Annotated in this window: 19 protein-coding genes; 8 read left to right on the top strand and 11 right to left on the bottom strand. The window is 55.9% G+C overall.

Annotated elements, in window-relative coordinates:
• Positions 1-24: 24 nt before the first annotated feature.
• The 3 genes from AAGR22_RS11470 to AAGR22_RS11460 are packed head-to-tail and all read left to right on the top strand — an operon-like array spanning position 25 to position 3,158.
• Positions 25-2,646, top strand: a complete 2,622-nt coding sequence (locus AAGR22_RS11470; protein ID WP_345827592.1) for a YdbH family protein — start codon at positions 25-27, stop codon at positions 2,644-2,646.
• Positions 2,633-2,821 carry a YnbE family lipoprotein gene (locus AAGR22_RS11465; RefSeq protein WP_067701663.1) on the top strand — a complete coding sequence of 63 codons (189 nt, stop codon included), beginning with the start codon at positions 2,633-2,635 and terminating at the stop codon, positions 2,819-2,821. The genes AAGR22_RS11470 and AAGR22_RS11465 overlap by 14 nt, the downstream gene beginning before the upstream one ends.
• Positions 2,822-2,828: 7 nt before the next feature.
• Positions 2,829-3,158, top strand: a complete 330-nt coding sequence (locus tag AAGR22_RS11460) for a YdbL family protein (protein ID WP_345827591.1) — start codon at positions 2,829-2,831, stop codon at positions 3,156-3,158.
• Here the strand turns inward: AAGR22_RS11460 and AAGR22_RS11455 are convergent.
• The 3 genes from AAGR22_RS11455 to AAGR22_RS11445 all read right to left on the bottom strand — a co-directional run bounded on the left by AAGR22_RS11455 (position 3,155) and on the right by AAGR22_RS11445 (position 5,705).
• Positions 3,155-3,316 carry a hypothetical protein gene (locus tag AAGR22_RS11455; protein WP_345827590.1) on the bottom strand — a complete coding sequence of 54 codons (162 nt, stop codon included), beginning with the start codon at positions 3,314-3,316 and terminating at the stop codon, positions 3,155-3,157. The two genes, AAGR22_RS11460 and AAGR22_RS11455, sit on opposite strands and share 4 nt — an antisense overlap.
• A gap of 1,020 nt (positions 3,317-4,336) precedes the next feature.
• Positions 4,337-4,570 carry a hypothetical protein gene (locus AAGR22_RS11450; RefSeq protein WP_345827588.1) on the bottom strand — a complete coding sequence of 78 codons (234 nt, stop codon included), beginning with the start codon at positions 4,568-4,570 and terminating at the stop codon, positions 4,337-4,339.
• Positions 4,571-5,099: 529 nt separating this feature from the next.
• Positions 5,100-5,705, bottom strand: coding sequence for an FMN-dependent NADH-azoreductase (locus AAGR22_RS11445; protein ID WP_345827586.1), 606 nt, complete (start codon positions 5,703-5,705; stop codon positions 5,100-5,102).
• Between the two features lie 234 nt (positions 5,706-5,939).
• Between AAGR22_RS11445 and hrpA the strand changes: the two genes are divergently transcribed.
• Both hrpA and AAGR22_RS11435 read left to right on the top strand, forming a co-directional pair.
• Complete coding sequence (gene hrpA / locus AAGR22_RS11440) at positions 5,940-9,839, top strand: ATP-dependent RNA helicase HrpA (protein WP_345827584.1); 3,900 nt, start codon at positions 5,940-5,942, stop codon at positions 9,837-9,839.
• A 140-nt stretch (positions 9,840-9,979) separates the two neighbouring features.
• A complete protein-coding gene (locus AAGR22_RS11435) occupies positions 9,980-10,915 on the top strand; it encodes a pectate lyase (RefSeq protein WP_067701677.1) in 936 nt (311 codons plus the stop codon).
• A gap of 123 nt (positions 10,916-11,038) precedes the next feature.
• Here the strand turns inward: AAGR22_RS11435 and AAGR22_RS11430 are convergent, their stop codons facing one another.
• The 3 genes from AAGR22_RS11430 to AAGR22_RS11420 all read right to left on the bottom strand — a co-directional run bounded on the left by AAGR22_RS11430 (position 11,039) and on the right by AAGR22_RS11420 (position 13,836).
• Positions 11,039-11,848, bottom strand: coding sequence for a serine protease (locus AAGR22_RS11430; protein WP_345827582.1), 810 nt, complete (start codon positions 11,846-11,848; stop codon positions 11,039-11,041).
• A gap of 282 nt (positions 11,849-12,130) precedes the next feature.
• Positions 12,131-12,694, bottom strand: a complete 564-nt coding sequence (gene asr / locus AAGR22_RS11425) for an acid resistance repetitive basic protein Asr (RefSeq protein ID WP_345827580.1) — start codon at positions 12,692-12,694, stop codon at positions 12,131-12,133.
• A 242-nt stretch (positions 12,695-12,936) separates the two neighbouring features.
• Positions 12,937-13,836 (bottom strand): NmrA family NAD(P)-binding protein, encoded by a 900-nt coding sequence (locus AAGR22_RS11420; protein ID WP_345827578.1) that lies wholly within the window; start codon positions 13,834-13,836, stop codon positions 12,937-12,939.
• Between the two features lie 145 nt (positions 13,837-13,981).
• Here AAGR22_RS11420 and AAGR22_RS11415 point away from each other — a divergent pair, with 145 nt between their 5' ends.
• Positions 13,982-14,563, top strand: a complete 582-nt coding sequence (locus AAGR22_RS11415; protein ID WP_345827577.1) for a TetR/AcrR family transcriptional regulator — start codon at positions 13,982-13,984, stop codon at positions 14,561-14,563.
• 48 nt (positions 14,564-14,611) lie between these two features.
• Here AAGR22_RS11415 and AAGR22_RS11410 read toward each other — a convergent pair whose 3' ends face one another.
• The 3 genes from AAGR22_RS11410 to rstA are packed head-to-tail and all read right to left on the bottom strand — an operon-like array spanning position 14,612 to position 18,156.
• The gene (locus AAGR22_RS11410; RefSeq protein WP_345827575.1) at positions 14,612-16,102 is read right to left on the bottom strand and encodes a carboxypeptidase M32; all 1,491 of its coding nucleotides are present in this window, start codon (positions 16,100-16,102) and stop codon (positions 14,612-14,614) included.
• Positions 16,103-16,129: 27 nt separating this feature from the next.
• Positions 16,130-17,431, bottom strand: coding sequence for a two-component system sensor histidine kinase RstB (gene rstB / locus AAGR22_RS11405; protein ID WP_067701703.1), 1,302 nt, complete (start codon positions 17,429-17,431; stop codon positions 16,130-16,132).
• Positions 17,428-18,156 (bottom strand): two-component system response regulator RstA, encoded by a 729-nt coding sequence (gene rstA, locus AAGR22_RS11400; protein WP_067701706.1) that lies wholly within the window; start codon positions 18,154-18,156, stop codon positions 17,428-17,430. The genes rstB and rstA overlap by 4 nt, the downstream gene beginning before the upstream one ends.
• A gap of 177 nt (positions 18,157-18,333) precedes the next feature.
• On the opposite strand from rstA, the gene AAGR22_RS11395 reads away from it, so the two are divergent.
• Positions 18,334-18,747, top strand: coding sequence for a hypothetical protein (locus AAGR22_RS11395; protein WP_067701709.1), 414 nt, complete (start codon positions 18,334-18,336; stop codon positions 18,745-18,747).
• Here AAGR22_RS11395 and AAGR22_RS11390 read toward each other — a convergent pair.
• Both AAGR22_RS11390 and ydgH read right to left on the bottom strand, forming a co-directional pair.
• On the bottom strand, positions 18,744-20,135 hold the full coding sequence (locus AAGR22_RS11390) for an amino acid permease (RefSeq protein WP_067702217.1): 1,392 nt from the start codon (positions 20,133-20,135) through the stop codon (positions 18,744-18,746). The two genes, AAGR22_RS11395 and AAGR22_RS11390, sit on opposite strands and share 4 nt — an antisense overlap.
• Before the next feature lie 234 nt (positions 20,136-20,369).
• Positions 20,370-21,320, bottom strand: coding sequence for a DUF1471 family protein YdgH (ydgH, locus tag AAGR22_RS11385; protein WP_345827571.1), 951 nt, complete (start codon positions 21,318-21,320; stop codon positions 20,370-20,372).
• 519 nt (positions 21,321-21,839) lie between these two features.
• On the opposite strand from ydgH, the gene pntA reads away from it, so the two are divergent.
• Positions 21,840-23,372: a Re/Si-specific NAD(P)(+) transhydrogenase subunit alpha gene (gene pntA / locus AAGR22_RS11380; protein WP_345827570.1), complete on the top strand. Its 1,533-nt coding sequence runs from the start codon at positions 21,840-21,842 to the stop codon at positions 23,370-23,372.
• Positions 23,373-23,376 lie beyond the last annotated feature (4 nt).

The raw sequence follows: 23,376 nt of genomic DNA, 5'->3' as shown, positions 1-23,376 counted from the left end.
GAAATAAACGGACTTTATATTGCCATGACCCGGGGCTGGAAAATTTTAACCGCAGCAGTAATGAGTGTCGTTTTGCTGCTGGCAGGACTGATGCTGACCATTACGCACTGGCTGCCGCGGCTTGCGGGAGTCTGGCTTCCGGCGGGAACGTCCGTGGCGCTGGACGGACGGCCAGGGTGGCATAAGGGCGCGCTTTCCCTGCCGGGTATCCGCTATCTGGCCGGGCAGTGCGTGCTGGCTAACGTGCGTGATGTTTCGTTGAGCAAGCGAAAGGGTCGCTGGCTGCTCGATGCCGCAGACGTCAATATCGACAGCGCATGTTTCGATCGGTTACCCAACGGAAAATCCGACGCCGCGCCGCGAACGCTGGCGGCCTGGCAGGCGATGCTGCCTTCTGCGCAGGTTTCTGTTGATCATTTCTCGATCGCCCCGTGGCAAAATCTGGCTGGCGCGTTGCGCCTTAGCCTGGATAGCGATCGCCAGCAAATCACTTACAGCGGTGACGCGCTGTCCCTTAAGGCGAGGCTGGAAGGCAACCGCCTGAATGTCGATGCGCTGACCTTTCAGGCCCCCGGCATTCCTGAACCGGTACAGCTTTCAGGCACTCTGCATCTTCCTGTCATCCCCAATACGTTGCCAGAGGAGGGGCAGCTTGGCGCTAACCTGACGCTACAGGGCGTGCCGGATCCTCTGACAGTCAGGCTGAACTGGCAGCAGCAGCAGGGTGAATTGCTGGTCACGGCGAAGGATAACCAGACGCCGCTGGTCAGCTTACCCTGGCAGGTTTCAGCCGACAGCGTGCAGATAACTCACGGACAGTGGCGCTGGCCCTGGGCTTCCCAGCCGCTTTCCGGCGGCGTGGCCCTGAGCCTGAATCACTGGCAACAGGGGCTGGCGGCAACGGAAATTACCGGACGTCTGAACGTCCTGACTCAGGGACGCGGAGGGAAGGGCAACGTGGTACTGACGCTCGGGCCGGGCCACCTCGACCTCGTTAACAGCGCGTTACCCTTCAGGATAACTGGCGAAAGCAAGCTGGCCCAGCTGCAATTTTATGCAGGTCTTCCGGGTGAAGTGCGTGGCCCGCTGCTGGATCCCGCACTCTGGCTCAGCCCGGGTGCGCTGCTGCGCATGCGAGGGCGGCTACTCCCGACGCTGGAGGTTGACGAGGCACGCTGGCCGCTGGCCGGGGTCACCCTATCTTCAGCGGGAGTGGATGGGCGTTTACAGGCGATCCTTAGCGCCCACGATCCGCAAATGGGGCGGTTCAGACTGCATCTGGATGGCCGCGCGACGGACTTCTGGCCGGATAAAGGCCTGTGGCAGTGGCGCTACTGGGGCAACGGCAAAATGGTACCGCTGTCGGCCAGTTGGGATGTGAACGGAAATGGGCGCTGGCAGGAGACGCTGATTGAACTGACGTCACTCTCCACCGGCTTCGATCGGATCCGTTATGGCGGCGTCAACGTTCACGCGCCCAGACTAACCTTAACCTCGCCGCTGCGCTGGGATCGGGCTAAACCCTCTTTTGATGGTGCGCTCAGCCTGACCGCCCGGCAGACGCTGTTTGGCGACGGCGGTTACCTGCCGCCCGCCACGCTGGCGCTTAACGTCAGCGGGCGCGATCCGGCCTTTTTTCTCTATCGCGGCACGCTTCAGGCGCAGGCAATTGGCCCGGTGCGCTTGCAGGGCCGCTGGGATGGTGCGCATCTGCGCGGTCAGGCCTGGTGGCCAACGCAGCCTCTTACGGTTTTCCAGCCGCTGCTGAGTAACGACCTGAAAATGAAGATCCGCTCCGGCACCCTCAGGGCGCAGGTGGCCTTTTCCGCTGCCAGCGACAGCGGCCTGGAGGCGGGCGGTCACTGGGTGGTGAGCAACGGGAGCGTTTCACTGCCGGATAACGACATCAGCGGCGTCGATTTCTCCCTGCCGTTCAGACTGAAGGTCGATCGCTGGTATTTCGGCGCAAAAGGACCGGTCTCTCTTCGTATCAAAGCGATTAAAAATCAGTTTACCCTGCAAAATATCACTGCCGATCTCCAGGGCGGCTACCCCTGGAGTGAAGAGCAGCCGCTGCGCCTGAGTAACGTCGGTATGGATATTCTGGGGGGGACGCTGCGTATGGAGAGTTTGCAGATGCCGCAGCATGAAGCCGCGACGCTGCGCATTAAAAATATCAGCGTCAGCGAGCTGGTCACGGCGATAAAGCCGAAACAGATTGCGATGTCCGGGCATATCAATGGCGCGCTGCCGCTGTGGCTGAGTCATCCCCGCTGGCTGATTAAGGACGGCTGGATTGCCAATAGCGGTCCGCTGACGGTCCGGATGGATAAGGACTTTGCGGATACAATTTCCAACAACAATATAGCGGCAGGTGCGGCGATGAACTGGTTACGTTATATGGAAATTTCACGCAGCTGGGCCACGCTGGATCTGGATAACCTCGGGATGATGACCTTCAGGGCGCAGGTTAACGGTACCAGTCGTTTTAGCGATAAAAATCAGCGCGTGTCGCTTAACTATACGCAGCAGGAAAACCTGTTTCAGCTCTGGCGCAGTTTGCGCTTTGGCGATAACGTGCAGTCATGGCTGGAAGATAACGCCACACTGCCGAAGCACAAGGAAAAATCTGATGAAACGCATTAGCCTGCTGATGCCCGCCGCTGCGCTACTGCTTAGCGGCTGTACGCCCCGTATTGAGATCGCTGCACCAAAAGAGCCGATTACCATCAATATGAACGTCAAAATTGAGCATGAGATCCATATCAAGGTAGATAAAGACGTTGAGGCACTGTTAAAAAATCAGAGTGATTTATTTTGAGGGGGGCATGATGGGCAGGTTAAGAACTATGCTGATTTGCCTGCTATTGCTGCCGACGGCGGTTATGGCACTGACGTTGAGCGAGGGGCGTCAGCAGGGTCGGGTAGGTGAGACGCTGTCCGGCTATATCGCACCTCGAGCTCAGGATGCGGATACGCTGGCACTGGTTGAGCGTATCAATCAGGGGCGCAGTCAGCAATATCTGATGCTGGCCCGGCAAAATGGTCTGACGACGGAAGAGGTTGCCCGTATTGCCGGGATGAAGCTGGTCGACAGGGCCGCTGCGGGCGAATATGTTCGTGGGATTAACGGGCAGTGGCTACAGAAAACACCTTAATCGTGTGCCATTCCGGTGGTGACTGGAGCATATCGTCGATGGGTGTTGTCCGGCTGGCTAAAGGTTTGGTGCCGTCGCCAGCGGATTGTGCCCGGCTGGCTAAAGTCTGGTGCCGTCGCCAGCGGATGGTGCCTTGCCCGGTAAAGGCTCAGAGCCATCGCCAATGGGGCCTGGTTAACTAAAGGCCTGTTGCATTCGCCAACGGATGGGGCCCGGTGCCTGGCGGTCCTCGCGCCGCGCTTCGCACGGTTCCTTCGCTCCGCTCGTCGACCTTTCGGACCGGGCATGACGTGACATCCCTGTCCCGACATGCCCTTGTGCCAGCATCCCTGCTGGCCCATCCGGGTCTTCCTCTCTGCGCTCAGCGCTGCGGGATGCCTGTCACCGGGCCCCACCCGCCGGCTCCATTTACATTGTGTTGGCTGCGGGTAACGGCGGTTTCGGGGGTTACAGGCGATTCTTTGGCAGGTTTAAAGCAAAGAGAACTCTGCAAATAAGACAACCTCATTGCCAAAGCCTCAGGGCCATAGCCTGGGGGTTGTGCACAGTGCGTTAAAGGCTCAGTGTTGTTGCCAGCGGATTGTGCCTGGCTGGCTAAAGGCCTGGTGCTGTCGCCTACGGATTGTGCCTGGCTGGCTTAAGTCTGGTGCCGTCGCCAACGGATGGGGCCCGGTGCCTGGCGGTCCTCGCGCCGCGCGTTGCGCGTTGCCTTCGCTCCCCTCGTCGACCTTTCGGACCGGGCATGACGGGACATCCCTGTCCCGGCATGCCCTTGTGCCAGCATCCCTGCTGGCCCATCCGGGTCTTCCTCTCTGCGCTCAGCGCTGCGGGATGCCTGTCACCGGGCCCCACCCGCCGGCTCCATTTACATTGTGTTGGCTGCGGGTAACGGCGGTTTCGGGGGTTACACAAGATCTTTCGGCAAGTTTTAAAAGAAAGAACTCTGCAAATAAGAAAATGGATGAGCATTGCTACAGCTCAAAAGCCTGAATGTTATTAGGGCTTAACTGGACGTCGTGCTGATGATAACTGCGGATAGACAAGCGGTTTTACTGAAAGCACCTCAAATGCCAGCGGATAGACAAGCGGTTTTATTGAAAGCACTCACGTACAGGCGGAGAGCTAAAAGTTTTTACTGGAAGCAGCTCAGAAGCCTTCGGACAGATAAACGGTTTTACTTAAAGCAGCTCAGCAGCCTGAGAGGTGGATAATCCCTGCGGGTGACGGGCAATCCGCAGCGCTGCGGCGCAGACGGAGGGCCAGGCGAGGGCAGCAGGGATGCTGCACTCAGGGAGCGGCGGGCAGGGATGCCCGCTCGCGACCAGGCCGTCCGGCCCGGAGTCGGAGCCAAAGGCACCACGCGGAGCGTGGCGCGAGGACGCCCGGCAACCGCAGGGATTATCCACCGGCACAGCAGGAATTCCAGCCGCCACAACCCAACGTTAACCACAGGGATTATCCACCGACACAGCAGAAATTCCAGCCGCCACAACCCAACGTTAACCGCAGGGATTATCCACCGGCACAGCAGGAATTCCAGCCGCCACAACCCAACGTTAACCGCAGGGATTATCCACCGGCACAGCAGGAATTCCAGCCGCCACAACCCAACGTTAACCGCAGGGATTATCCACCGACACAGCAGAAATTCCAGCCTGCACAACCCAACGTTAACCGCAGGGATTATCCACCGGCACAGCAGGAATTCCAGCCGCCACAACCCAACGTTAACCGCAGGGATTATCCACCGACACAGCAGGAATTCCAGCCGCCACAACCCAACGTTAACCGCAGGGATTATCCACCGACACAGCAGAAATTCCAGCCTGCACAACTGACATACCCCCAGCCGAACAGAAGACTACCCCTAAAGAAAAAGCCCGGTGGACACGGGAATTGTCCACCGGGCTATATCGGTCACCGCAACAGCATAAACAAAAATTATGCGGTCACCAGCTCTTCCAGCACGGCTTTCGCGTCAGTCGTGGCTTTAGTTGCCACTTCCGGACCATATGCAATCCCCTCGGCGAAAACAAACTTCACGTCGGACATGCCCAGGAAACCAAGGAACAGCTTCAGATAAGGCGTAAGCAAATCGCTAGGGGTATCCTTGTGGATGCCGCCACGGCTGGAAATAACCACCACCTTCTTACCTGTCACCAGGCCTTCAGGACCATTCTCGCTATAGCGGAACGTCACGCCCGCGCGGGCAACCAGGTCGAAATAGTTTTTTAACTGAGTAGGAATATTGAAATTATACATCGGTGCTGCAATAACAATGGTGTCATGCGCTTTCAGCTCGGCAATCAACTCGTCAGACAAAGACAGCGCTTCCTGCTGGCGCGGGGTCAGTGCAGCATCGGAAGGACGCAGCGCACCGACCAGCTCGCCATCCAGCACCGGGATTGGATTCGCAGCGAGGTCGCGAATGGTAATAGTGTCGCTACCGTGCGCGGCTTTCCACTCTTCAACGAAATGATCGGCCAACTGGTTAGACTGAGAATAACCGGCGAGAATACTGGATTTCAGTACTAATACATTGCTCATGATAATTTCCTGTGTGATACGCGGAACACCTTCCGCTCAATGACATACACTCTATGGACAAACCTCCCTCAGGGATAGTGCAATATTCTGAGGTCAACGTTCGAAATTACTGAACAAGCAAACCACGCACGGACAATGGCTAAGTGTCTGTCTGTGCTACACTACGCAAAATTTTTATCCTGATTAGTCCGCTGTTGACCGGTTCAACGGCAACAGAATGAGCGTGTAAATCCTATGTCAGAAAATCCTCAGTCAGCGCTGGCACTTCTGCTGCCGCGACTCGATTCGCTAATGCTGCGCGATCGCCAGCGTCTGCAAAAGCGCTTCAACGGCGCAAAAAAAATGAAAGAGGCCAGCGCTCAGCAGGCCTTAGCCGACGCGCTGGATGCTGAAATCACCCAGGCTGAACAGAAAATCGCCCAGCGACGCGCGGCGACGCCTGCTATTCGTTACCCGGAAGATCTGCCGGTCAGTCAGAAAAAGGACGAAATTGCAGAAGCCATCCGTCATCATCAGGTAGTGATTGTCGCGGGTGAAACGGGATCGGGTAAAACCACCCAGCTCCCCAAAATCTGTATGGAACTGGGCAGGGGCATCACCGGCCTGATTGGTCATACTCAGCCGCGTCGCCTGGCGGCACGTACCGTCGCCGACCGTATTGCCGACGAGCTGGAAACCACGCTGGGCGGCTGTATTGGGTATAAGGTTCGTTTTAACGACAAGGTCAGCGACACGACTCAGGTCAAGCTGATGACCGACGGGATCCTGCTGGCGGAAGTACAGCAGGACCGGCTGCTGATGCAGTATGACACCATCATTATTGATGAGGCGCACGAGCGCAGCCTGAATATTGACTTCCTGCTGGGCTACCTGCGCGAATTACTGCCTAAGCGTCCGGATCTGAAAGTCATCATCACCTCGGCCACCATCGATCCTCAGCGCTTCTCGCGACACTTCCATAATGCACCGGTAATCGAGGTTACGGGCCGCACCTGGCCGGTTGAGGTGCGCTACCGGCCCATCGTTGAGGACGCAGAAGACACCGAGCGGGACCAGCTACAGGCGATTTTTGATGCCGTCGATGAACTGGGCCAGCTGAGCCGCGGAGATATTCTGATCTTTATGAGCGGCGAGCGTGAAATTCGCGACACGGCGGATGCGCTGAACCGGCGCGATCTGCCGCATACGGAAATCCTGCCGCTTTTTGCCCGCTTATCTAACGCCGAGCAGAACCGGGTCTTTCAGTCGCACACCGGACGGCGGATCGTACTGGCGACCAACGTCGCTGAAACCTCGCTGACCGTGCCGGGGATCAAATACGTTATCGATCCCGGTACCGCCCGCATCAGTCGCTACAGCTTTCGCACGAAAGTACAGCGGCTGCCGATTGAGCCGGTTTCGCAGGCCTCGGCAAACCAGCGTATGGGCCGCTGCGGTCGCGTGTCGGAAGGGGTCTGCATCCGACTCTATTCGGAAGATGATTTCCTCAGCCGTCCGGCTTTTACCGACCCGGAAATTTTGCGCACCAACCTGGCATCCGTTATTTTGCAAATGACCGCGCTCGGGCTTGGCGATATCGGCGCCTTCCCGTTTGTGGAAGCGCCCGACAAACGCAATATTCAGGATGGCGTCAAACTGCTTGAAGAGCTGGGGGCAATTACCCAGAACGAAAATCAGCACTATAAGCTGACCTCATCAGGCCGCTCACTGGCGCAGCTACCGGTCGATCCCCGGCTGGCAAAAATGGTGCTGGAAGCGCAGCGCTACGGCTGTACCCGCGAAGTGATGATCATCGCCTCGGCGTTATCCATTCAGGATCCGCGCGAAAGGCCGGTTGATAAGCAGCAGGCCTCCGATGAAAAACATCGTCGCTTTGCCGACAAGGATTCTGACTTCCTCTCCTTTGTAAACCTGTGGGACTACCTTCAGGAGCAGCAAAAGGCGCTGGGTTCCAGCCAGTTCCGACGCCTGTGCAGGACCGACTATCTCAACTACCTGCGCGTACGTGAATGGCAGGATATCTATACCCAGCTGCGTCAGGTTGTGCGCGAGCAGGGGATCCCGCTCAACACCGAGCCGGGTGATTTTCGCAGCGTTCACACCGCGCTACTCACCGGGCTGCTCTCGCATCTGGGGCAGAAGGATGCGGACAAACAGGAGTATACCGGCGCGCGTAATGCCCGCTTTGCCATCTTTCCGGGGTCGGGATTATTTAAAAAACCGCCGAAGTGGACCATGGTGGCAGAACTGGTTGAGACCAGCCGCCTGTGGGGACGCATTGCGGCGCGCATTGAGCCGGAGTGGATTGAGCCGGTCGCCGGGCATCTGATCAAACGCAGCTACAGCGAGCCGCACTGGGAGAAGGCCCAGGGCGCGGTGATGGCCAGCGAAAAGGTTACCCTTTACGGACTGCCGATTGTTGCCGCGCGCAAGGTCAACTATGGCCCGATCGATCCCGTGCTGTCGCGTGAGCTGTTTATTCGCCATGCGCTGGTCGAGGGCGACTGGCAGACGCGCCATACTTTCTTCCGGGCTAATCTGCGGCTGCGCGAGGAGGTGGAAGAGCTGGAACACAAATCGCGTCGCCGCGATATTCTGGTAGATGATGAAACGCTCTATGCGTTTTACGACGGCCGTATCCCCCATGATATTGTCTCTGCGCGCCACTTCGACAGCTGGTGGAAGCAGGCCAGCCGGGAAGAACCCGAGCGGCTAAATTTCGTCAGGGAGATGCTGGTGAAGGAGGGCGCCGACGGCGTCAGCCAGCTGGACTATCCCGATATCTGGCAGCAGGGTGATCTTCGCCTGCGGCTGACCTATCAGTTTGAGCCAGGCCAGGAGGCCGACGGCGTGACGGTGCATATTCCGCTGCCGCTGCTTAATCAGGTCACAGAGGCGGGCTTCGAGTGGCAGATCCCCGGTCTGCGACGCGAGCTGGTGGTGGCGCTGATCAAGTCGCTCCCGAAACCGGTGCGGCGAAATTTTGTTCCTGCCCCTAACTACGCCGATGCGTTTATGGGACGTGCCACCCCGCAGGCGTTACCGCTGCTGGAATCGCTGGAGCGCGAATTTCGCCGCATGAGCGGTATAACCATCGATCGTGAGGCCTGGCAGTGGGACCAGGTACCCGATCATCTGAAAATCACCTTTCGGGTGGTCGATGAAAAAAATCGTAAGCTGGGTGAAGGGCGAAGCCTGACGCAGCTTAAGGATGCGCTGAAGGGCAAGGTCCAGGAAACGCTGGCGGACGTGGCGGATGACGGACTGGAGCAGAGCGGTTTGCAAAGCTGGAGCTTCGGCAACCTGCCGGACCACTTCGAGCAGAAACGCGGCAGCTACAGCGTGAAAGCCTGGCCAGCGCTGGTGGATGAAAAGGAGAGCGTCGGCATTCGTCTTTTTGACAGCCAGCATGCCCAGCAGAAGGCGATGTGGCGAGGTCAGCGCAGGCTGCTGCTGCTCAATATCCCTTCGCCGGTGAAATACCTGCATGAGAAACTGCCCAACAAAGCCAAGCTGGGACTCTACTTCAACCCCTACGGTAAAGTGCTGGAGCTGATTGACGACTGCATTTCCTGCGGCGTTGACCGGCTGATTGCGGAGTTCGGCGGTCCGACCTGGCAGGAAGAGGCCTTCAGCCAGCTTCATGAGCGGGTACGCGCCGGGCTGAATGATACGGTGGTGGATATCGCCAGCAAGGTTGAACAGATCCTGACCTCCGTCTTTACCATTAACAAAAAGCTTAAGGGAAGGGTGGATATGACCATGGCCCTGGCGCTCTCGGATATCAAGGCGCAGATGGGTGGCCTGGTCTACCGCGGTTTCGTGACGCAAAATGGCTGGAAAAGGCTCTCTGATACGCTGAGATATCTGCACGCCATCGAGCGACGTCTCGAAAAGCTGCCGGTGGATCCCCACAGCGATCGCGCCAGAATGCTGAAGGTTGAAAAAATTCAGCAGGCCTGGAGCAGCTGGTACAACAAATTACCTGAAGTCCGGCGCGATGATGAGGAAGTGAAAGACGTCCGCTGGATGATTGAAGAGCTGCGCGTAAGCTACTTTGCTCAGCAGCTGGGAACGCCGTATCCGGTCTCGGAGAAGCGTATCCAGCAGGCGATGGATGACATTTCATCCTGATCGGCGACCCTGCGGGGTCGCGTTTAATTAGTTAAGTCAAATTAATCAATTAAGCGGGAAATAACTGGCCTGCTCTCTACCGTTAGGGCTATAACTTAAGGGAGATCCCCCTTAGGGGCCATTAATGAAAGGAGAGTAATATGAGTTATCCGGATAGCAAATTAGCGGGCATTAGCGGTTTTGCTAAAGCACAAGGTGTGACCGGTGGATGGGCAGGTTCAGTAGTCTATGTTGAAACGTTGGATCAGTTGCAGAAGGCGCTGGAGGATACAACGCCGCGCGTGGTGGTGTTAAACCGTAATATTCGGGCAGACAGCCTGACAAAAGTTTATTTGGGGGCAAATAAAACCCTCGTTGGCTCGTATGAAAACCGCACGCTTAATAATATTCATTTCCGCAGCACGGAAGCCTCCGGGAATATTATTTTTCAGAATCTGGTATTGCAGCACAGCCGTGAGATTAACCAAAACGATGATATTCAGCTCTATCTCAGCCATGGTAATAAATACTGGATCGACCACGTTACCTGGGAAGGTCATGAGTGGGCCGACAGTGACCACAGCACGGATAAGCTGCTGTATATTGGCGCGAAAGCCGACTGGGCGACCGTCAGTAACTGCCTGTTTAAGAATCATCGCTATGGCTTGATTTTTGGCTGGCCGGCTGATGACCAGACGGGTTATGACGGCTTTCCGCATTTGACCGTCTGCCACTGCCATTTTGAAAATGTTTATACCCGTGCGCCCGGCCTGGCCAGGTACGGTTACTTTCATTTCTACAACAACTATATTAATAACTTCGCGCTGGGGTTCACTATTGCCACCGGGGCAAAAATTGTTTCCGAAGCGAATTACTTTGGTGCCGGAAGCGAAAAAAATGGCATGCTTGATGATAAAGGCACCGGAACCTTTACCGACAGCGGAAGTTATCCGGCGCTGCCGAATAAAACGTCGCCGCCGAGCAAGTGGACGCCTTCCTCTAATTACGCTTATGTGGTGAAAACCGCGCAGGAGGCGAAACAGTTTACGACAGAATATGCCGGTGCGCAGAGCGCCAGACTGGTATTTGGCGGCTAACTAACGCATCAGGCACCCGCCGTAAACGTAAGCTTATCTTCAGCAAAAGACGGCGAAATGCCGTTAAAGAGAGCCGCAGGTAAAAAAAACCTCTCATGTGAGAGGTTTTTTTATTGATGCACACTACTGGGCCAGTGCTTCAAGGCTGTCGCGGAAAGCGGTGACGGCAATTGCGCGGTTGTCGGCAAGATAGCGGTCTTTTGCCGCGGGTGCAGAGCTCTGCACGGCAATCAGCTGCCAGGCATTATTCACCTTCAGCAACAGCGGGGAGCCACTATCCCCCGGCAGAGTATCGCACTGATGCGACAGAACGCTTTTCTGCGCCCAGCCGGTGACTGCGCAGTCGGTATGGGCATAAAGCGCGTCGAGATGATCCTCGGGATAGCCTGCCTGCGTCACCTTACGCTCATCCAGCTTCAGGGCGGCAGTCAGGTCGCTACGGCTGCCGTCAAAGAGGGGAATCGGCGTGATCCCGGACGGTGGATTATGCAGGATAATCAGCCCGAAGTCGTAGGGGGCGGCAGAAGAGGGAACAATCCACCCGTCGCCATCTGCTTTCAGTTTCTTACCCAGGGCGGGATCGACACGCGCCTCGATATCGTGGATCTCATAACGCCAGCCGCCTTTGCCATTGGCAATAAAGCGCAGGGCGACGGCTTTGTCGATTTTACCGGGCGGGGCCAGCAGACAGTGGCCGGCCGTCAGGGCCAGGTGGGCAGAAATAAGGGTGGCGCTACAGAGGTTACCGCTGGCGGTTTCGAGCTGGCCGATGGCTTCCCACGGCTGGCTTGCAGCGTTATCAACGGGTTTACGATCGTCTTTACCGAAGAAGAGGGTTTTGACGTCAGCTTCATTAAGCCCGTCATCATCGTCTGCGTGGGCATAGAGCGAAAAGGCGAAACATCCGATTAAAAAGGCAGCAGTTAGGCGCATGTCTCTCTCTGAATGGAGAATTATTGTGAGGTTAGTACCACGTAACAGTAGTAACTATAGACGGATAGTGGCTTAAAAGGGAAATTAATTTGGAATATCAGCACGCTACAGGAGTCAGAGATAGAAGCTGGCGGCAACAACACCGCAGGCAATCATCGTCAGCAGGATAATTTCGAATAAGTAGCGACGAATCATCATCCGATACTCCAGAAAGAAACACCCGGAGGATCCGGGTGTTTTAGTGAGTCAGTATTGAGTGGGAGCGGGCTCCCGCACGACAAATTACGCTTTTTTAGCGACTTTTTTGTGGTGCACTTTTTTAGCAGCCTGAGCTTTCTGTGCTACAGCTTTGTGAGCCACTTTTTTGTGGTGCACTTTTTTAGCAGCCTGAGCTTTCTGCGCTACAGCTTTGTGAGCCGCTTTTTTGTGGTGAACTTTTTTAGCAGCCTGAGCTTTCTGCGCTACAGCTTTGTGAGCCGCTTTTTTGTGGTGCACTTTTTTAGCGGCCTGAGCTTTCTGCGCCACAGATTTTTTAGCCACTTTTTTGTGGTGCACTTTTTTAGCAGCCTGAGCTTTCTGCGCTACAGCTTTCTTAGCGACTTTCTTGTGGTGAACTTTTTTGGCAGCCTGAGCTTTCTGCGCTACAGCTTTCTTAGCCGCTTTTTTGTGTTTTTTATGATGCTTAGTCGTGGTAGTCGTTTTAGCCGGTGCAGCGGTAGTTGCAGCAGGCGTTGAAGCAGCAGTAGTAGTGGTGCTGGCTGGTGCAGCAGTTGTGGTTTCAGCAGCGAAAGCAACTGAAGACATACCCATTGCAGCGGCTACAACCAGAGCAAATAATTTTTTCATTGCAAAACCCTCAAATGTTAGTTCACATGTCAGCCCACTGCGGGGCCGGTAGGAGAACTATATGAGAAGGGACGAAGGCTTTCAGTGAGTGATTGGTATCGGCGTGTAACGGATTGTACAACGGGCTTGTACGCATTGTACCAGGGCAGCGTAGGGGTTAGCGGCGGCAGGCGAAAGCAGAAGGGTAGTATACCCTGTTCTGTGCCGCCACAGAACACCGGCTTACATCCTCACTGGGTGTCTCAGATAAAGAGATGGCGATGGTGCCTGATATAGTCCTGCACGGTCACCTGTGGGCGCCCCAGAAGATCCACAACGGTTTCATGATGGGTAACCTCACCGTAGGCCTGGGTTTCATGACGAAAATAGGTCATCAGCGTGTCGAATTTGTCCCCCATCATTTCACGCAGCGGGCCTTCCTCATCCACAAAGGTTACCTGTTCTCCCAGTTCCTCAGTGAGGATACCGGCGATTTGCTGGTAATTATAACGTTGGGCCGCGGTAAGGACGTACTCGCGACCGATGTGATCTTCAGCTGAACCGCGCAGAAGCCTGGCGGCGACCTCGCTGATATCACCCTCAGAAACCCACATTCTGGAGGCATCGGTAACCGCAGGCATGGCAAGCTGACGATGTTTTTTCACCTCCGGCGCGAGAAACCAGGGGAGGTTGAACATGATCCAGGCGGGGACGTTCAGAAAGGTGACGGGAAGCCCGCTTGCTACCAGTAGCGGCTTAGCAATAACGTGCAGATTTGCCCCACAGCGCGTCGCGAGGAATTCAGGCGACAGCCGATCGGCGGTCAACCCATCCGGGATAGCGATCAGACGGACAATCTGCTCAATATCGCCAACTGACTGCGCCGCACTAATTATGTTAGGCGTGACGAGGTGCTCATCGGTGTAAAAGTCAGGTGTGGCGACGAAAACCCGGTTAACGCCCTGCATAGCCTTAACAAGGCTCTCGCGATCGTACCAGTCAGCGATGACCACTTCAGCATGGGGAAAACGCGCTTTAAGACGGTCATAACCACTTCTGCGGCTGCTGGCGACGCGTAACGTTACCTGGGGATCCGAGGCCAGCGCATCTGCTGCAAGCTGTCCAAGATTTCCTGTCGCGCCCAGGATTAATATCCTGCTCATTTTTCGTCTCCTTAGTAAGGTTTGTCAGACGGTGGATGGTTTTAACTTAGCCAGTCGTTGCTATATACTAAGAGTACATAAACAGGCGAACATTATCTACCTTTGGTACATAACTATGTCAGACAGCACCCCGAAAGGATCGGAAATGCCCCTGGAGACCCGCCAGCGATGGAGCCGCGAAGAGCGTTATAATCAGCTAATCTCCAGAGCCTGGCAGATTATTAAGTGCGAAGGGACGGACGCATTAACGCTTGGGCATCTTGCAGAATCAGCAGCAGTATCAAAACCTGTGGTTTACAGCCACTTTAAAACCCGGCAGGCGCTGCTTGGCGCGCTCTATCTGGCATTTGTGGAAAAGCAGAATGACATGATCGACCGGGCGCTGTTTACCAGCGATGACACACTGGATGATAAAGCTCAGATTATCGCCAGCGCACATATTGACTGTGTTCTGGCGCAGGGGCGTGAAATACCCGGGCTGGAAGCGGCGCTGCTTGGCTCACCGGAGCTGGAATCGCTGCGGCTGAATGCGGAAGAGGCCTATATTGAGAAGTGCCGTCTGGCGCTGGCACCTTTTCACCGCGCGGGGGGCCTTAAAAAAGTGACGCTGTGTGCGATATTCGGCGCGGCCAACGGCCTGGCTTACTACGTCTCATCCGGTAAACTCGCCCGCGATGAGGCGCAGCAGGAACTCTGTCTGACAATAGTGGCAATGGTTCGGCGATAAGGGCGAACAAAGCGGCACCGCGACTGCGGTGGCCGCTTAACTCAAGGCTCAGAGGCCGTTCAGGTAGCGATTTTCCAGATGCTCACGGAACCACCGTGGGTTAAGGTCTTCTCCGGTGGCATTTTCAATCAGCTGCCGGGTACTGAAACGGCTGCCGTGCTGCCAGATATTTTGTGAAAGCCAGTCAAATACCGGCTGAAGGTTGCCCTCGCGGATCAGCTCGCTCACCTGCGGCAGGGCTTTTTTAACGCCCTGGAACAATTGTGCCGCGTACATTGCGCCGAGCGTATAGGTGGGGAAGTAGCCAAAGGCGCCATCGGTCCAGTGAATATCCTGCATACAGCCGTCACGGTAGTTCCCTGTGGTATCCAGCCCCAGCAGTGCCTGCATTTTTTCCTGCCACAGGGTCGGGATATCCCCGACCTCAACCTCACCCGCAATCAGCGCACGCTCAATCTCATAGCGCAGGATGACGTGGGCGGGATAGCTCACCTCGTCGGCATCGACGCGAATCAACCCCGGCTTCACCCGCTGATTCAGGGCGATAAAGTTTGCGGATTCCAGCGCAGGCCCGTCACCCAGCAGCTGCTTAACGTGTGGCAGCAGCAGGCTGAGAAACTCGGCACTGCGTCCCAGCTGTTTCTCAAAAAACAGGCTCTGCGACTCGTGGATAGCGGTTGAGCGGGCGAGGGCGACCGGCTGACCTGCCCACTGCTTCGGCAGATTTTGCTCGTAGCGTGCGTGACCGGTTTCGTGGATCACGCCCATCATCGCGCTGATAAACTCGTTTTCGTTGTAGCGGGTGGTAATGCGAACGTCTTCGGGAACGCCGCCACAGAAGGGATGACTGCTTACATCCAGGCGGCCAGCGTTGAAATCGAAGCCCAGCTGTTTCATTACTGCCAGAGCAAGGTGCTTCTGCGACTCGACGGCGAACGGGCCTGGCGGCACCGCGACCTGCTCCCGCGACTGTTTTTCAACGATGCGCTGGAGCAGTTCCGGCAGCCAGCTCTTGATGTCGCCGAAGGTTTTATCCAGTTTGGCGCTGGTCATACCTGGTTCAAAGACATCCAGCAGCGCATCATAGCGGGAACAGCCGTTGGCCTGGGCGCGAATTTCAGCTTCCTCGCGGCTTAGCCTGACCACCTCCTGTAAATTTTCAGCAAAACCCTGCCAGTCATTGGCAGGACGCTGTTGACGCCAGGCATGTTCACAGCGCGAACCGGCGATGGATTTAGCCTCTACCAGTGAGGCGGGAAGCAGCGCGGCCTGCTGATATGCACGGCGCATCTCAAACAGATTGGCCTGTTCGACATCGTTGAGCGGGGTCTGTTCGGCCTCATCCAGCCACTGCCCCACCTGCTTTGCGGTCAGGATTTCATGCTGAAGGACGCTTAGCTCAGCCAGTGCGGCACCGCGTGGGGCACTGCCGCCCGGCGGCATCATGGTCATCATATCCCATCCGGCGATGGCAGAAAGATGGCCAAAGCGGGAGAGGCGGGTAAAGGTTTTTGTCAGATTCTCATAGGCACTGGACATGGGATTCCTTGCTATCAACAGGCGCCGTCAGGCAGCGCGGGGAGGCGATAAGGGTAGATCAACGGGCCAGCAAAAGCGAACGCTGGCGCCGCCAAGTGGGCTGGCATCAATCACCACGTAGCCGCCAAATGCCTGTGCGACCGAGTGCACGATAGCCAGCCCAAGGCCACAGCCGCCCGTCGCGCGGTCGCGGCTGGGATCAAGGCGGACAAAGGGTTCAAATACCCGCTCCCGTTCGTCAGGAGGAATACCGGGACCGTCATCCTCTACCTGCAGACAGGCGGTATTGCCGTCAAACCACAGCCCGACGCGCAGACGCTGACCGGCATAGCGCAGCGCGTTATTCACCAGGTTATCCAGAACGCGCTCCATCAGGCGGGCATCAGCCACGCCGTGGTTTTGCCGCTGTGGCGTATCCAGCTCAATCTCCACCTCAGGATGAACGGATCGAATATCATCAAGACGTTCAGCCAGCCACTCAGCGAGATCCAGCGACTGCAAATTTAAATCCACCTTTGGACGATCGAGCCGCGCGTAGGTCAGCAGCTCCTCGATCAGCGCTTCCAGCTGGCCAATATCGCGATTTAGCGCCGACGCCTCGGCATCGGTCAGATTATCGCTCATCTCCAGCCGGTAGCGCAGCCGCACCAGCGGCGTGCGCAGCTCATGGGCAATCCCGTCAATCAGCTGCTTCTTACTGGCAACCAGCGTGTTGATGTTATCCGCCATCTGGTTAAAGGCCACGCCGAGCCTCAACAGGCTGGAGGCGCTGTCGAAATGGATGCGTTCATCCAGATGCCCCTGACCAAAGCGCTGTGCGGCCGACTCCAGCCGCAGCATGTCTTTCCAGTGTGGCCGCATCCAGATAAACACCGGCAGCGCCAGCGAAATGCCGATGAAGGCCAGCAGCACAATGTCCAGAATGCGCATCTCATGCAGGAAAAAGAGATAGGGGATAGGGCCGACGGCCAGCACGTAATGGCTGCGTGGAATATGCTGCAAAAAGGTGTATTCATCATCCAGCGCCACGATTTCACCGGCGCGCAGGCGGCGCAGGGTAGTCGGATCGAGCTGATATTTGCTCATCGGCTCAATATGCAGCTTAAACGACAGGTTCAGCTCCAGATTATCAATGGTCTTGTTCCAGTCGCGCGGCGGGATCTCCCGCAGCTCACTGCGCATCAGATAGAGCGAGCTTTTCATCAAATCATCCATCGACTCGCGACCGGCCCGCTCGGCGGTAAATTTGTAGACCAGGCCAACCAGCATCGCCATCACCAGAAAGCAGACGAACAGCAGCAGATAGAACTGGATAAAAAGCTTTTTCATTCTGCATCCCAGGCGTGTGGTGCAAACAGATATCCTTTATTACGAATCGTTTTGATTCGGTAGGGTTCCGTCGCGCTGTCCAGCAGCTTTTTGCGCAGGCGGGAAATGGCGACGTCAATGCTGCGATCCATACCGTCATAACTGACGCCGCGCAGCGTTTTCAGCAGGGCGTCTCGGTTCAGCGTACTACCTGCATGCGTAGCCAGCTCCCAGAGTAAATCAAAGTCGGCGGTAGAGAGGGCGACAATCTCGCCGCCGAGCATCACCTGTCGGTTTAGCGGATCAATAGAGAGCGTGCCGAAGCGCAGCGCCTTTTGACCGGTTTGCGCCGGCGCAATATCGTCGCTCTGGGTGGACACACCCGCCTGACGCAGATGCAGCCGCAGGCGCGCCAGCAGAACGGCGGGCGGGGTGGTCTTCAGAATGTAGTCATTGGCGCCCATTTCGAGCGACAAAATATGGTTCATATCACTGTCCAGCGACGTCAGCAGCACAATGGGGCCTGACCAAATCTTGCTGGTACGCAGATCGCGGCACAGCGTCATCCCATCCTTGCCCGGCAGCATGATGTCCAGCATCACCAGGTCAGGGTTGGCCTCGGCGATAGTGGCTTCGGCGCGGTCGCCCCGACTTTCCACAATCACCTCAATGTCATGACGGTTAAGATAAGCGGCAATCAGCTCGCCAACGTCCTGATCGTCTTCAACAAATACTATTCTGTTCATAGGTTTTTTTATCTGAAGAGGGAAAGTAAGATTACCCAATGTTTACCGTGACTACTATTACCCGCTGCTAAATAATGCTGGATATATAGTATATCCCCCTTAAAATATGCCATTATATTAGCAGGGTTGTTCTGACAACTTATCGGATAACACGTACCAGAGAAAGGAGCATAAAGGGTGTCGGATAAAGAGCAGGTTTCTGCGCTGCACAGTAACCATATCTGCCTGAATTATACGGATTTTCTCTCCGCATCCTGTAAAAAACGCTGGAGCTTCGTCGACGCCATTTATGGGGTGATGCCTATCTTCGGCATGGTGACGAAAAACTCGCCCGATCTGCCCACCGCGCCTTCTGAAAGACTGAAGGCCCTGGCGTTACAGATCATTTCTACCCAGGTCAGTGACGAAATTAACATCGCCCGATTGATAACCCTTGCTGAACAACAGCATATCAATGCCTTCGATATTTTGCTGCCCTATACGCTATCCGATCAGCAGCTTGACGCGATCCGTATGGAGTACGTCAAACCGCTTAACCTTAACCAGCAGAATGACTGCTTAACGGTAAGGGTACCCGCCTTATCCCATTAATGCATCAGCGTCCACAGGGCAGGGGCTGAACCTGCCATCAGCAGCACGATGGCCACCCTTTCCATGCCGTTGAGATTTTTCTCCGCGCGACCGCCACGCCGGGCGAACATAAACAGCAATACGCCCGGAGCGTACAGCACGACCGACAGCAGCAGATGCAGCGGGCCAGAGGCATACAGCAGCCAGATGCCATAGGCCGTAGCCCCCACGGCAATGGCGGTCACCATCGGCCTGTTTAGCGATCGAGAGACCTTTATCAGATACATTCCCACCAGCAGATAGGGCACCAGAATCATTTCAGACGCGATATTCAGCAGGGTGTTGTAATCCGAATGGGTGAGCCAGATCAGGATCAGGCAAATCTGTACGCTGCTATTGGTGAGCCAGAGTGAGGCAGAGGGCGCACCACGCGCATTTTGCTTCGCCAGCGAGCGCGGAAAGGCACCCTGTCCGGCAGCCAGCATAGGCACTTCGGCCGCCATGATCGTCCAGCTCAGGTAGGCGCCGCAGACGGACACCACCAGCCCGACGGCAATGACCACGTCTCCCCAGGAACCGATCAGCCGCGTCATCAGACCCGCCATCGAAGGGTTACGCATTTGTGCCAGCTCGGCACGGGGCACAATACCCAGAGAGAGCAGTGTCACCAGCAGGTAGACCAGCAGGGCGGTTGTCACCGCCAGCAGCGTTGCCCGGCCCACGTCTTTTTTGTTGCGCGCGCGCGCAGAAACCACCACCGCCCCTTCAACGCCGATAAAGACCCACAGGGTAATCAGCATGGTGTCCTTCACCTGCTGCCAGACCGGCTTGCCGAGCTGAATGCCGCTAAAATCCAGCCTGAAACAGTCAAGCTTAAACGCCACTACCGCCAGCACGATAAACAGCCCCAGCGGGATAAGTTTGCCCAGGGTTGCCACCAGATTGATGCTGGCCGCCGTCTGCACGCCGCGCAATACCAGCCAGTGAACCAGCCACAGCAGCAGGGACGCGCCCAACACCGCCTGCCAGGTATTGCCATCGCCAAAGACGACGTGTCCCGGCGAATCGGTAAAAAAGCTCAGCGCTGAAAAGACGATGACCAGATAGGAGACATTGGCGATAACCGCGCACAGCCAGTATCCCCAGGCGGAGCAGAAGCCCACCAGCTCCCCAAAGCCCTCCCGGGCATAGGTATAGATACCGCCGTCCAGTTCCGGTTTGATGCGGGTAAGCAGCAGTAGCGTCAGGGAAAGCAGAATAATTCCCACGCCGGTTATCGCCCAGCCAATCAGCAGCGCGGCCGGGCTGGCTACGGCCGCCATATTTTGTGGCAGGCTGAATACGCCAGCGCCGAGCATTGAACTGAGTACCAGCGCCGTAAGGGCGGTAAGACCTAATTTTTTGTCCAAAAAATCGTCCCAATAGCAGAATAAAAAACCATGTTCAGCCTGATGTTGCGATTTTGAGCGACCTGGGCGCAGCAAAAACGGCGTTTTCATCTGAAACTGGCTGGCGATTTTACGGAGTGAGGGGGGGAGATGCAATGAGACCGGGGGTGAAAGGTGCGTTTTTATGCATAATACATGCGAAAATTATGCAATAAAAAGTAAAGACGGCGGAGCCGCCGTCTTTACCTGATGAAATTATTTAAACAGATCGGCCGAAACGGTCAGGTTACCACCGCTCTGATTCGACCACTGGCGGGTGATGTGATAATACTTCGCCCCTTTAGCGATCGCGGCACGGCCTACCGCTTCTGAAATTTCAGTCGGGGTACCGAAGTGGCCGGTGAAGGTAACGCTGTCATAGGGCTGCATCTGTGCGGCGGTAATGGCGCTCACTTCCTGTACGCTTTTACCTTCCGGCGTTCTGACGGTATAGCGTTCGCCGGTAGATGACTGAGTTTCATAGAAACGGCCAACCTTATTACTTGGCGTTTCAGAAGAGGCAACGCCTGGGATCTGTACGGTTTTAGCGGCCGCGCCACCTGCTGCCAGGGCGGCTTTACCTGCCTGAGAATCCGCTGGCACCGCATCCGGAGACTGTACCCGACGGGCTGGCGCATCTTTCTTGTAGATATAGGCCGTTATGTACTGATTGCCACCGCTGTTCGCATCGACCTGACGGACGATAAAGAACGAGGCCGCGCCTTTTTTAGTGGCTGCTTTGGTAATGGCATCATTTACATCGGGCTGGCTGCGATAGAAGCCGCTGATGGAAACGGTATCATAGGGCTCAAGCCGGTAGGCTTCAGATTTGGTCAGCTCACGGACGCCGTTAATAATGCGGTCTCTGTTTTTAACCGCAACCGGTGCGTTGGCATGGTAGAGATCCGCCACGACGCGCCAGTTACCGCCATTGCCGTTGGTATCGTTAATTCCCTGAATAAAATAGGAAGCAGCGCCCAGTTCATCAGCACGTTTTGAGACGGCTGCACTGGCTTCATTGATCGCATTAAAACGACCCGACAGGGCAATACGGTCAAATGGTTTCAGCGAGGCTGCCTTTTCTGGGGTCAGCTCCTGTGCCGCATGCGCGGTTAATGATATGAGCGACAGCAGGGCTGATGCCAGAATGGTGTTCTTCAGCTTCATAGAAATAATCCTTCGCCTTACGCAAAAAATGAGTACAAAAACGTGCTGGACTCTTGATGTGTAACAGATTAGCAGCCGATTATTGCATGTAATAATACGTTCTGTCTCAGCCATTTTGAGCGAAAGCGCATCGCGGGCTTCTCCCTCTAAAATAATAATTAGAGCGCGAGGTAAAATCTCCCTTCTCAAACGGGCTTTACCGCAAATAGTGGTAATTGTTACCGGTAATCAGGTTAATTCATTGTTAAATCTTATTTTTTAGACGTTAAATTTACGATCTAATCGTGGGCAAGCCAGCACAGTCTGCCTTATAAACGCGTAAATTCAGTCGGTAAATAGCGTTTTTCGTACTTGCCTCTGAATTTTTATATGAAATCATCAGAAACCCTCGGGTACTGGCTGGATCGCGGGACATAATTTCAGTAGTTTATAAACAGTTTGATACAGTTCCTTTTATGGCCTGCGGGCCATGACTGACCGAACTCACCATCATCCCCATTGTTGATGAAAGGGAATATTATGTTAATCGGAATACCCAGAGAACGATTGCCCAACGAAGCGCGAGTCGCTGCCACGCCGAAGACGGTTGAGCAGCTGCTGGCGCTGGGTTTCAGCGTTGTGGTAGAGAACGGGGCCGGCAAACTGGCCAGCTTTGATGATGCTGCCTTTGTTGCCGCCGGTGCCACCCTTGGTGATACGCACGCAGCCTGGCAGGCTGACATCGTGCTTAAGGTGAATGCGCCAAACGACGAAGAGATATTGCTAACGCGTGAGGGCAGTACGCTGGTCAGTTTTATCTGGCCTGCGCAGAACCCGGCCCTGCTGGAGAAGCTGGCGGCCCGTCATGTCACCGTGATGGCAATGGACGCCGTGCCGCGCATCTCGCGTGCGCAGTCGCTGGACGCGCTCAGCTCAATGGCGAATATTGCTGGTTATCGTGCGATTGTCGAGGCGGCTCATGAGTTTGGTCGCTTCTTTACCGGGCAGATCACCGCCGCCGGTAAGGTGCCGCCCGCCAAAGTCATGATTATTGGCGCAGGCGTGGCCGGTCTGGCCGCCATTGGCGCCGCAGGGAGCCTGGGCGCCATCGTCCGTGCCTTCGATACCCGCCCGGAAGTGAAAGAACAGGTACAGAGCATGGGTGCCGAATTCCTCGAGCTCGATTTTGAGGAAGAGGCCGGCAGCGGCGATGGCTATGCCAAAGTGATGTCCGAAGCCTTTATTAAAGCTGAGATGGCGCTCTTCGCCGCTCAGGCAAAAGAGGTGGATATTATTGTCACCACGGCGCTGATCCCGGGCCGGCCGGCACCGAAGCTGATCACCGCTGAGACGGTCGCCCTGATGAAGCCCGGCAGCGTTATCGTCGACCTTGCCGCCCAGACCGGCGGTAACTGTGAGCTGACCGTTGCCGATCGGGTTACCACCACGGATAACGGCGTGAAGATTATCGGCTATACCGATCTGCCCAGCCGACTGCCCACACAGTCCTCCCAGCTGTATGGCACTAACCTGGTGAATCTGCTCAAGCTGCTCTGTAAAGAGAAAAACGGCGAAATTAACGTCGATTTTGACGACGTGGTTATTCGCGGTGTTACGGTGATCCGCGCGGGGGAAGTGACCTGGCCTGCACCGCCGATTCAGGTCTCTGCGGCACCGAAAGCCGCCCCTGCTGCTTCCCGCGCGCCGGAAAAGGAGGAAGCACAGCCCGCTTCTCCGCTGCGTAAATATGCGCTTTTTGCCCTGGCCATTATCCTGTTTGGCTGGTTTGCCAACGTGGCGCCTCCCGCATTCCTCTCGCACTTTACCGTCTTTGCGCTCTCCTGCGTGGTCGGTTACTACGTGGTCTGGAACGTCAGCCACGCGCTGCACACTCCGCTGATGTCCGTCACCAATGCCATATCGGGCATTATTGTGGTGGGCGCGGTGCTGCAAATTGGACACGGCGGCTGGGTCAGCTTCCTCTCCTTTATCGCCGTGCTGATTGCCAGCATAAATATCTTCGGTGGTTTCACCGTCACTCAGCGCATGCTGAAAATGTTTCGTAAGAACTAAGGGA

Source organism: Erwinia sp. HDF1-3R, from assembly GCF_039621855.1.
Classification (GTDB): domain Bacteria; phylum Pseudomonadota; class Gammaproteobacteria; order Enterobacterales; family Enterobacteriaceae; genus Erwinia.
Note: the sequence above shows the minus strand (reverse complement) of the source record. Positions and strands in the feature narration are given on the sequence as shown.